Raw genomic sequence first — 9,276 nt, forward strand, 5'->3', positions numbered from 1 at the left:
GGTCTTAGCAGGTTCGCTTATGGGCGGTGAAATCACAGAATCCGTTAAAAATGTTAAAGAAAAAAGAAACCTGATTGTAATTTCTCTGAATATGCCGGGTAGTGTAACTGAATATGCTGACTTGATTATCACTGATCCTATTCAGGCAGGAGTTTTGGCGGTAATGGCTGTTGCAGATACTGCGGTATTTGATATTAAAAGACTTGGCGATAAAATTAAGTATTAATCATGTTTATGGACATATAGGGGAGTTATTTTTAACTCCCTTTTTAACTATTTTTTCAAACATATATTCTCATATTCGCATTTGCTGCATTTTTTAGGATTTATTTTTACATTTGGAATCTTGTTGTTTTCTTTAATTTCTTTAACTTCTCGTATAACTTCAAATAATTCTTTTCTTAAATTAACATCCATCACAACAGGTCTTTTTTCATCTATTTTTTCATAATATACAAAGCCGACAAAAACTTCGGTATCAAACTCCTCTTCAAGAAGTATTGCATCGGCCACCAGCTCTATTGCGTCCTGATTCCAAACACCTTTTAATGGGGGATTTGAACTTTTAAGGCTAACTGGATAATATTTTCCGTCAATTATTTCTATTTTGTCACAGATTCCAATCAATTCTAACTGAGGGTCTTTCAGTAAATATGAATACATGCAGTTTGGAAAAAACATGTCTGTTAGTGCAAATGCATCTTTTTTATGCATGTTCATTGCCTGTTTTATTTTTAATGCAGTTATTTTTATGTTAAAATAAGTATTTTCTATTATTTCATTTACTTGACTTTCATCTAGTGCCAAATTCATTGAAATTATTGCATTTGTATTGCTTTCTATAAATGAATCAATATTTTCTGATAATTCGTTTTCAATTTCGGCAATGGTCATTTCCTTTTTAATTTTGCGCATATTTTTCTGAATCAGGTCTAAAATATCTATTTTAAGCTTTTTAATTTCAACTGCCAACTGGTAATTGTTATTTTCTTCATTGTCTAGGTATGTTTGTATGTATAGATTCATTGGGCAGAACATGTGTGTTTTAATTGAAGATATGTTTATCATATTATAACCTCTAATTTTGAGTAATATTAGTTTAAATTTAATAATATAAATATTTAGAAGTTATAAAGAATGTAAATTTCTTAAAAATAAATAAAAAAAGAAAATAGCTATTGTTTTAGCTATTTTAAGTAAATTTTATGCGTCGTAGTAATTTTTATTACGTGCAGGCAGTAATGCAATAATACATGGAACCACTATCACCACAATTGTTAATATTAACATTACGATTGAACTTAGTGCATCTGCTTCATTAATGGTTGAAACCACTCCCTGCAACCAAAGACCTAGGATACAAATAGGTAAAATGTATTTGATGACTATCTTCCAAGTTTTCCCTACTTTAATTGTTGAATTGGCATTTAAGACTTCAATCAAGTCATCAAATTTGTAAATCCAACCAAATATTATGCATTCAAGAAGTACTGCAAATAATAATGCGAAGTTATTTAAAAATGCATCGAAGATTCCTAAAATTGTACTTCCAATGCCTGTTGTAAAAATAATTGAAATACAAAATCCAACAATGCAAACTACGGTTGCGGTTTTTTTACGTTCGATAAGGAACTTTTCAGAAATTGAATAACATACTCCCTCAAGAAGTGCAATAACAGATGTGATTCCTGCAAATAATATGCATAAAAAGAACAAAGGTCCGATTACATATGCTGCAGGTCCCATTGCATTGAATACTTGTGGGAACACTACAAATGCAAGTCCTGTTCCGGATGTTACAAGTTCATTAAATGGAATTCCGCTTGTCACTGTCATGAATCCTAAAATGGAAAAAATTCCAATTGAGTTAAACACTTCAAAACCTGAGTTTGAAAATGCTACGATTATTGCGTTATCCACTAATTTTGAACCTTCGGGCAGATAACTTGCATATGTCATTGCAATTGCCATTCCTAGACTTAGGGAAAATACGATTTGTCCGAATGCTGCTAGCCATACATCTAAATTGGCCAACGCCGACCAATCCGGTGTGAAAATTTGTGTATAACCTGCTGATGCACCCGGTAAAGTTAATGAGAATGCAACAATAACTACAACAATTCCACAAAGTATAGGTAATAAGATTTTACTTACATTACCGATTCCATCATTCAAATCTCTTTTGATAATAAACCATGCTATAAACCAAATGGCAAATACTGAAGCAAGGACAACTGGTACGATAGTAAAAAATCCTGATATTGAATCTGTAGAATGCAATACTGAATTAGTAAAATATAAGTCTGGATTTGATCCCCATGCTTTTGTAAAACTTAGGAATATATAGATTAAATCCCATCCAACAACACAAACGTAATAGGTCGTAATTAAGAATACAACAATCAGTATAAACCATGCTACAGGTTCTAATTTTTCATTAATTGAATATAATATTCTTGCAATTGATCTTTTGAACTTGAATCCGACAGCATACTCCACTAAAACAAATGAAATTCCTAAAAGAAATATTGAAACGATGTATGGAATCATAAATGATCCTCCACCGTTGGAGTATAAAACATTTGGGAAACGCCAGATATTTCCAAGACCGACAGCAGAACTAATCATTGCCATCATAAATGCAAGATTACTATTCCATTCTGATTTTTTCTGTTCTGTCATATAATCACATTAAATTTAATACTATTATTTAGGTGTTTGAAGTTTATATATTATTGTATTAAATTTGATTAATTCATGTTATTTTTTCTTAAAACAACTTGAATAGATTTATATTTGTTATTTTTCTTAAATGAATAATATTTATAATGTAAGATGGTGAAAAGTTAATAATATGTGTCTTAAATTTTCAGTGTTTGTTTAAAAAATTTGGCAATTATTTTTTTTGGCGAATCCTCTTAATAATATCATTTCTTTTTTTAAAGATTAATCTCAGTAAAGTTTATATGTAATGTTTTTCTCAAATCAATTTTATTTAATGGCTTCAACAAGCTTTAAATACGATTTAATGCATATAATTAATCAAGAGTGTTGTCTCCAATGGAAAGAACCTCTAACACGTTAATAGTGTAGTTTTAATGTCTAATGGAAGAGTATTGTGGGGTGAAACTCACAATATAGACATTAATTGACTATTTTTTGTTTTTCTATTTGAATTGTTATTCTGTAGTGGGTGTTTACATTAACATCAACCTTTTTTCAAATCCACTCTGGTTTTTTGGTTTAAAGAATTACAAACCTTGAAATATTATCTAAGCTGGACTTTCCTTAAGCTTTAGATACTCGTCAATTGCTTCACGGGTAGTTCCGACAACAATGCGGTAATGTGAAAATTCATCATTGACAATGACCTTTTCAACTTTGCCTTTTGCAACTACATGCTCTCCGTCAACAACCTCTCCAGCATAGGTGTGTGTAAATGAAACAACTTCAGTCAATGGGAAATCAACACCATCAAGAACTTCAACATTTTCAATTGTATAAAGTGAAGGATTGTCGAATGCTCCAAGTGCGCTTACGATATCACATTCGATTTTTGCTATTCCCTGAGGCTCATAAACTGTATCTCCCCAGCTTCCCTCAATTTCATCGTAATCCTTGGTTGCTAAAATATCGAATAATGTTCCGTTGATTGTTCCTCTGTTTGCTTTTCTGTTTTCATACCATCTGAATTCTTCTTTTGTAAGACTTTCGTCAAACATTCTTTTGTCATAAACAAAATCCCAGTAATCGTTGGTGATTCCTTCAACTGTAATGTGCTTGTCAACTTCTTCGATGTAGACTTCTTTTCCACGGTGTTCTTTAAAAGCGGCAATTGCTCTTCTGTGATTGTCAAGACCATAAACCACAAAGTCCAGGTCACTTACATCACTTTTTTGAAGGCCGGGCAGTATTGAACCTGAAATTCCTAAATGGTCATATGGAATGTCTGCTGTGAAATGGAAAAAGTCAGCAACATCCATTAATTTTGCAATCAATTCCGGATTTTTAACTTCTCCACCTTCATCAAAAGTCTTTTTAAGACCTAAAAGCCTTTCTTCAGGTTTTATTATTTTTTCAACCTTTTCCAATGGAACTCCCATCATTTCAACATTGGTAACATCTGAAAAATACAAATAATCAGGATAGTTTTCACGTAAATATGAGTATGCCTCTTCAGACCCTACTTTTCTATAACGTTTGCCGTCTTTTTCACGGTCTCCTTCAGGGTCAGGTACATATCTTAAAAAGGAAATAACTCTGTTTTCAGGGTGAATGTAATTTGTTGATGCGAAATACAAATCATCGCTTGTGTAGATAAAGTCTCTTGTTCTTACTTGCTTCATAATTTTTACTCCTAATTTTAATTTTTAATTTTAATTAATTAAAATTTTACTAATGTTGACGAGTTTGTTTAGTTCATTATATTGAGGTTATCTCTCAAATTAAGTTTAGGTATTATGAATCTGTAATGGATGGAATTTTTTTTTTAATATTCTATTTATATATTTTAAATTAAATATCATGTATCACAAATCCAACTATTAAAAGAAGTTTTGGACAGCTTCAGGAAAATGAAGTTAATGTTCGATTAAGCATGATATGAACTATTTTCCTACAATCTGACCGGCCTACTTGAAATGCGAAAGGAAACACAAACTGTGTTGTTTGCTGTGTTGGAAGAGATTGATCAACATGGCTTGAGCGGTATGGATGTAAACTATGAAAAATTAGGTCGGAACAGCAGATGGAATAGATAATATTCATGAAGAAGTAAATGTTGTGAAGGAATATAAAGTTGTTTTTTGATAAATGGTTGATGTTGATAGATAGTGGCATTGCTAATCAACTAATACTGGATGCTGAAAATAGTTGAAATAGTATATTCGATACTTTTTTTAATACCTTTGACTAAATATTTATAAGTATTTCTTATAGATTTTTATAGATTAAATAATACTTAAAAATCTTGCAAAAAATGCATTAAAAATTACATAAACATATAGGTTTTATTATGACTATTACTCATAAGCATGTTGATGAAATATTTGAATATGATGGAAGTCAAATTAATCCGTCATGGGCTTTCCAGGAGTTTGGAATTTACGGTTCTTCTATAATTACTTGGATTGGTCCGGTTAACATCACTCCTGATAATTTAAAAGATTTTGCAGATGTTGGTTTGGAAATTAAATCAAATTATATGGTTAATTTCATATGCGAGTTTTTTGACCAACAGCCTACAAACATGAGGGTTGCCTATTTGAGGCAAAGGCTTTTGGTCATGATATTTAGAGAAATATTGACAGAATATGGCATTTCAACAAAAAGAGAAGGGGACGATATATTTGTTGAAAATAGAAAATTGTCCATTTCCATAGCCAGTGTTTCTTTAAGCTCTGCCAAAATACACTTTGCGCTTAATCTGGAAGATAAGGGAACTCCTGATGATGTGGAAACCATTGGATTATTTGATATTAAAGTTAATGGTGAACGTGTATTCAACAATGATAATTTGTTAAATTTAATAAATGAAACAGTTTCCAGATTCATTGACGAGCTGGAAACTATTGAAAATGATATAAGTAAAACTAAGGTGTTAGGATGAAAATTTTAATAAATGGTATTCAATCAAATTTAAGATTTTCTTCTGCTCATATAATTCCGGGCCATGAATCCTGCGGATTTATTCATGGTCATTCATATTTTGTTGATATTGAAATTGAAGGTGAAAGGGCAGGAAAATTTGAGTTTGTAGTTGATTTTAAAGATGTTAAAGCTTATACTAAAGCAATCTGCGATGAACTTGATCACAGATTATTGATTCCGGTTTACAATGATTTGATAGAATTTAAAGAATTTGATAAAAATAAGGATTCAATTTTTGATTTAAAAGAACAAAATTCTGTTAGATTTAAAATTGATGGTAAAGGTTATTCTGTTCCTGCAGTTGACTGTGTATTTTTACCATTGCCGTATACTTCTGCTGAAGAATTGTCTAAATTTTTTGCAGAAACATTGGCTAAAAAATTAGCTGAAACTTATGATAATCTGGAATATGTTTCAGTTTGTGTTAATGAAGGAATCGGTCAGGGAGCAATGTATAGGAAAGATTTATGATGAAAGCTCCAATTATTGAGATATTCTCAAGTTTTCAAGGAGAAGGTCTTCTAATAGGTCAAAGACAGATTTTTGTCAGATTCGCAGGATGCAATCTGAACTGCAATTATTGTGACACCAATGATAGTAAATCTGAAAAATCAGGCAAGTTAATGACACCTCAGCAAGTAACTGATGAAATAAATAAATTATTAACTCCTGATTGCAGAACCATTTCATTTACTGGAGGTGAACCTAGTCTGTATCCAGACTTCATTAATGAAGTTTCAAAATTAACAGATTTGGACATAATGCTGGAAACTAATGGGACTTTGCCGGATAACATTGATTTGATTGATAGATTGGATATGGTGTCCTTGGATATTAAATTGCCTGAACATTTTGATGGTGATTTTGATGAGGAAATTTTTTTCAATGAAATTAAATCACTAAATTTATTAATGGCGAAGTCTAAAAATGTATATTGTAAAGTAGTTATATTGCCTTCAACTAAAATAAAGTCATTTAAAGAGGTAATCAAAAAATTATCTGAAAATATTTCAAGCAAAAGTAATCTTCAAATAATCATCCAACCTTCTAGTCCATTAAACGAATGGAAGGACCTTAATTTTCAATTATTTGAATTTTCGGCAGTTGTTGGGCAATATTTTGAAGTTTCCACCATTCCTCAAATTCATAAGATTTTGGATATTGAGTAATATTTTGTTTTTAATATTGTGATTTTATTTTATTAAGGTGTATAATTTAGTAGAGGTGTGAGAATGAAAGATAAAACATCCATTAACAGAAAATCAAACACAGGTGCAATTGAACGTGAAACTAAAGTTCATGATAAAGAAGGAGACATTATGGCTATAGCATCAAGAGATGTAGTTTCTATTCCTCCTTCAAAAAGTATCAAAGATACTGCTAAAATAATGATGGAACATGAATTTAGAAGATTACCAATTACTGACCCTGGTTCTGGTAAATTGTTAGGTTTTGTAACAGTAATGGATATATTGGACTTCTTTGGTGGAGGAAGCAAATTCAATATTATTGAAAAAAAATACGAAGACAACTTCTTAGCAGCTATAAATGAACCAGTCAGAGAAATCATGACTCGTGAAGTAGTTTCATTGTCTAATAAAGCTTCAATTGCTGAAACAATTGAAACTATGTTGTCAAATCAGTTAGGTGCTATTCCTCTTGTTGATGGTGATGAAAAACTTGTTGGTATTGTAACTGAAAGGGATATTGCATTATCCTTGGCAGGTGTTGCTTCCAAAGAAACTGCACAAGATTATATGAGTACTAAAGTATTCACTACAACTCCTGGAACTCCTCTTGAAGGTGCATGTAAAATCATGGTAAGAAATGGTTTAAGAAGAATTCCGATTGTTGGTGGTGAAGCTGATATTTCTAAAGCAGCTAAAAAGTTATTAGGTATAATTACTTCTACCGATATTATCAGATTCTTAAATGCTAAAGAATTATTTGATAATTTAAATTCCAATTTAGCTACAGATGTTTTAAAAACCGTAATTTCAGAAATAATGGTTAAAGAACCTGTCACAATTGAACCAAATATGACTATTGGGGATTTATGTGAATTATTCGCTGAAAAAAATATCGGTGGTGTTCCTGTAGTTAAAAATGATAAAGTAATGGGAATCATTACTGAAAGAGATATTTTAAGAGCAGTTAAAAGATATTAAACATTTATAGGAGATGATAATATGCAAATTAAGAATTTGATGTCTGAAGATATAATTAGTATAGATAAAGATCAAAATCTTTCTGATGCATTGAAATTATTACGTAAACATAATGTATCTCGTTTACCGGTAACCAATAATAAAGAATTAGTGGGAATTATCTCAGAAAGGGATATTGCTAATAAACTTGGTTCATCAAAATATGAAAGTATGCCTGCATCAAGACTTCATATTTCATCTGTAATGGTTAAAGATGTAATTACAGTTCCTCAGTCAATGCAATTGGATGAAGTGGCAAGAATAATGTTAGAAAAAGGCATTGGATCTGTTCCAGTAATGGAAGATGATAAAATGGTTGGAATAGTTTCCAAAGCAGATTTCGTTACTCTTGCAGTTGGAATTGCATTCGATAAGATTACTGTAAAAGAAATTATGTCTAAAAATTTAACAGTTGTATCACCAACTGAAAGAATTGTCCATGCAAGAAGACAAATGATTGAATCTCATGTGGGCAGATTGCCTGTTGTCGAAGATGATGGGCTTGTGGGAATGATTACTTCAAAAGATTTGATGAGGGCTTTCATCGAATTTAGAAAATCAGTTCCTGAAAAATACCAAAAATCTCAGATTAAAGATTTATTGGTTGAAGATATCATGTCTTTAAATCCAACATTTGTTTCAAAGGACATGTCTATTACTGAAGTGTCAAATATTATCATGGAGACAGGATTCAATGGATTGCCTGTTGTTGAAGATGATGAACTTGTTGGCATTATAACTCAAACCGATATTTTAAGACTAATTGAAAAATTAGAATCTTAAATATCCTTTTTTTATTTTTTTTGGAGGGGTTCTTATTTCATTGATTTCTTTTTTGGGACCTAAGGGAACATTCAGTCATGAAGCCGCCAGTATTGTAGGTGATGATTTAATTCCGTATTGTACTATCCCTGCGGTAATGGAAAGTGTAGCTAATGAAGAATGTTTATATGGCGTTGTACCTATAGAAAATTCGATTGAAGGGCCTGTTGGGCTTACTTTAGATTTATTGGCTCATAAGTTCGATTTAAAAATTTTTAAGGAAATAATCATTCCGATTAATCAAAATTTAATTGTTAATCCTGGATGTAAAATGGAAGACATCACTGATGTGTATTCTCATGCTCAGGCTATAGCTCAATGTCAGGAATATATATCTGATCATGGAATTCAGCCGCATTATGCAGTCAGTACTGCAAGTGCTGCCAAAAGTATCATTGGAGATAAATCCAAGGCTGCCATTTGTAATGCAAAAGTCGTTGAGTTATATGGTTTGGAAATTCTTGAATCAAATATTCAGGATATGGATAACAATGTTACTCGTTTTGTTGTTCTGTCAAAGCAAAGCCATGAAATAACTGGCAATGACAAGACCTCAATAATATTCTCCATTTATGAGGACCGTCCAGGTAGTTTATAC

Annotated in this window: 10 protein-coding genes; 7 read left to right on the forward strand and 3 right to left on the reverse strand. The window is 31.3% G+C overall.

Translation table 11 applies throughout. The features are described from left to right. Positions 1–226 (forward strand): DUF5612 domain-containing protein (locus UIB65_RS00950; RefSeq protein ID WP_330039283.1); only part of this gene is annotated, 226 nt, incomplete at its 5' end. A gap of 47 nt (positions 227–273) precedes the next feature. Here the strand turns inward: UIB65_RS00950 and cas4 are convergent. The 3 genes from cas4 to UIB65_RS00965 all read right to left on the reverse strand — a co-directional run bounded on the left by cas4 (position 274) and on the right by UIB65_RS00965 (position 4,346). Beyond that, positions 274–1,068 (reverse strand): CRISPR-associated protein Cas4, encoded by a 795-nt coding sequence (gene cas4 / locus UIB65_RS00955; RefSeq protein WP_330039284.1) that lies wholly within the window; start codon positions 1,066–1,068, stop codon positions 274–276. 135 nt (positions 1,069–1,203) lie between these two features. Beyond that, on the reverse strand, positions 1,204–2,682 hold the full coding sequence (locus tag UIB65_RS00960; protein ID WP_330039285.1) for a sodium-dependent transporter: 1,479 nt from the start codon (positions 2,680–2,682) through the stop codon (positions 1,204–1,206). 590 nt (positions 2,683–3,272) lie between these two features. Further along, positions 3,273–4,346 carry a DNA polymerase subunit beta gene (locus UIB65_RS00965; RefSeq protein WP_330039286.1) on the reverse strand — a complete coding sequence of 358 codons (1,074 nt, stop codon included), beginning with the start codon at positions 4,344–4,346 and terminating at the stop codon, positions 3,273–3,275. 668 nt (positions 4,347–5,014) lie between these two features. On the opposite strand from UIB65_RS00965, the gene UIB65_RS00970 reads away from it, so the two are divergent. The 6 genes from UIB65_RS00970 to UIB65_RS00995 form a co-directional block, all read left to right on the forward strand. Further along, positions 5,015–5,608 (forward strand): DUF366 family protein, encoded by a 594-nt coding sequence (locus UIB65_RS00970; protein ID WP_330039287.1) that lies wholly within the window; start codon positions 5,015–5,017, stop codon positions 5,606–5,608. Beyond that, positions 5,605–6,120, forward strand: coding sequence for a 6-carboxytetrahydropterin synthase (locus tag UIB65_RS00975; RefSeq protein WP_330039288.1), 516 nt, complete (start codon positions 5,605–5,607; stop codon positions 6,118–6,120). The genes UIB65_RS00970 and UIB65_RS00975 overlap by 4 nt, the downstream gene beginning before the upstream one ends. After that, the gene (locus UIB65_RS00980; protein ID WP_330039291.1) at positions 6,120–6,818 is read left to right on the forward strand and encodes a 7-carboxy-7-deazaguanine synthase QueE; all 699 of its coding nucleotides are present in this window, start codon (positions 6,120–6,122) and stop codon (positions 6,816–6,818) included. The genes UIB65_RS00975 and UIB65_RS00980 overlap by 1 nt, the downstream gene beginning before the upstream one ends. Before the next feature lie 63 nt (positions 6,819–6,881). Beyond that, positions 6,882–7,817 (forward strand): CBS domain-containing protein, encoded by a 936-nt coding sequence (locus UIB65_RS00985; protein ID WP_330039289.1) that lies wholly within the window; start codon positions 6,882–6,884, stop codon positions 7,815–7,817. A 21-nt stretch (positions 7,818–7,838) separates the two neighbouring features. After that, a complete protein-coding gene (locus tag UIB65_RS00990) occupies positions 7,839–8,639 on the forward strand; it encodes a CBS domain-containing protein (protein ID WP_330039290.1) in 801 nt (266 codons plus the stop codon). 34 nt (positions 8,640–8,673) lie between these two features. Then, positions 8,674–9,276, forward strand: a 603-nt coding sequence (locus UIB65_RS00995) for a prephenate dehydratase domain-containing protein (protein WP_330039292.1), incomplete at its 3' end; no start/stop codon positions are given.

The sequence above is a fragment of the Methanobrevibacter sp. genome, from assembly GCF_036307625.1.
Taxonomy (GTDB): domain Archaea; phylum Methanobacteriota; class Methanobacteria; order Methanobacteriales; family Methanobacteriaceae; genus Methanocatella.

Coding starts and splice junctions, on each gene's coding strand:
- cas4 (WP_330039284.1), bottom strand. CDS start 1,068: ATGATAAACATATCTTCAATTAAAACACACATGTTCTGCCCAATGAAT.
- UIB65_RS00960 (WP_330039285.1), bottom strand. CDS start 2,682: ATGACAGAACAGAAAAAATCAGAATGGAATAGTAATCTTGCATTTATG.
- UIB65_RS00965 (WP_330039286.1), bottom strand. CDS start 4,346: ATGAAGCAAGTAAGAACAAGAGACTTTATCTACACAAGCGATGATTTG.
- UIB65_RS00970 (WP_330039287.1), top strand. CDS start 5,015: ATGACTATTACTCATAAGCATGTTGATGAAATATTTGAATATGATGGA.
- UIB65_RS00975 (WP_330039288.1), top strand. CDS start 5,605: ATGAAAATTTTAATAAATGGTATTCAATCAAATTTAAGATTTTCTTCT.
- UIB65_RS00980 (WP_330039291.1), top strand. CDS start 6,120: ATGAAAGCTCCAATTATTGAGATATTCTCAAGTTTTCAAGGAGAAGGT.
- UIB65_RS00985 (WP_330039289.1), top strand. CDS start 6,882: ATGAAAGATAAAACATCCATTAACAGAAAATCAAACACAGGTGCAATT.
- UIB65_RS00990 (WP_330039290.1), top strand. CDS start 7,839: ATGCAAATTAAGAATTTGATGTCTGAAGATATAATTAGTATAGATAAA.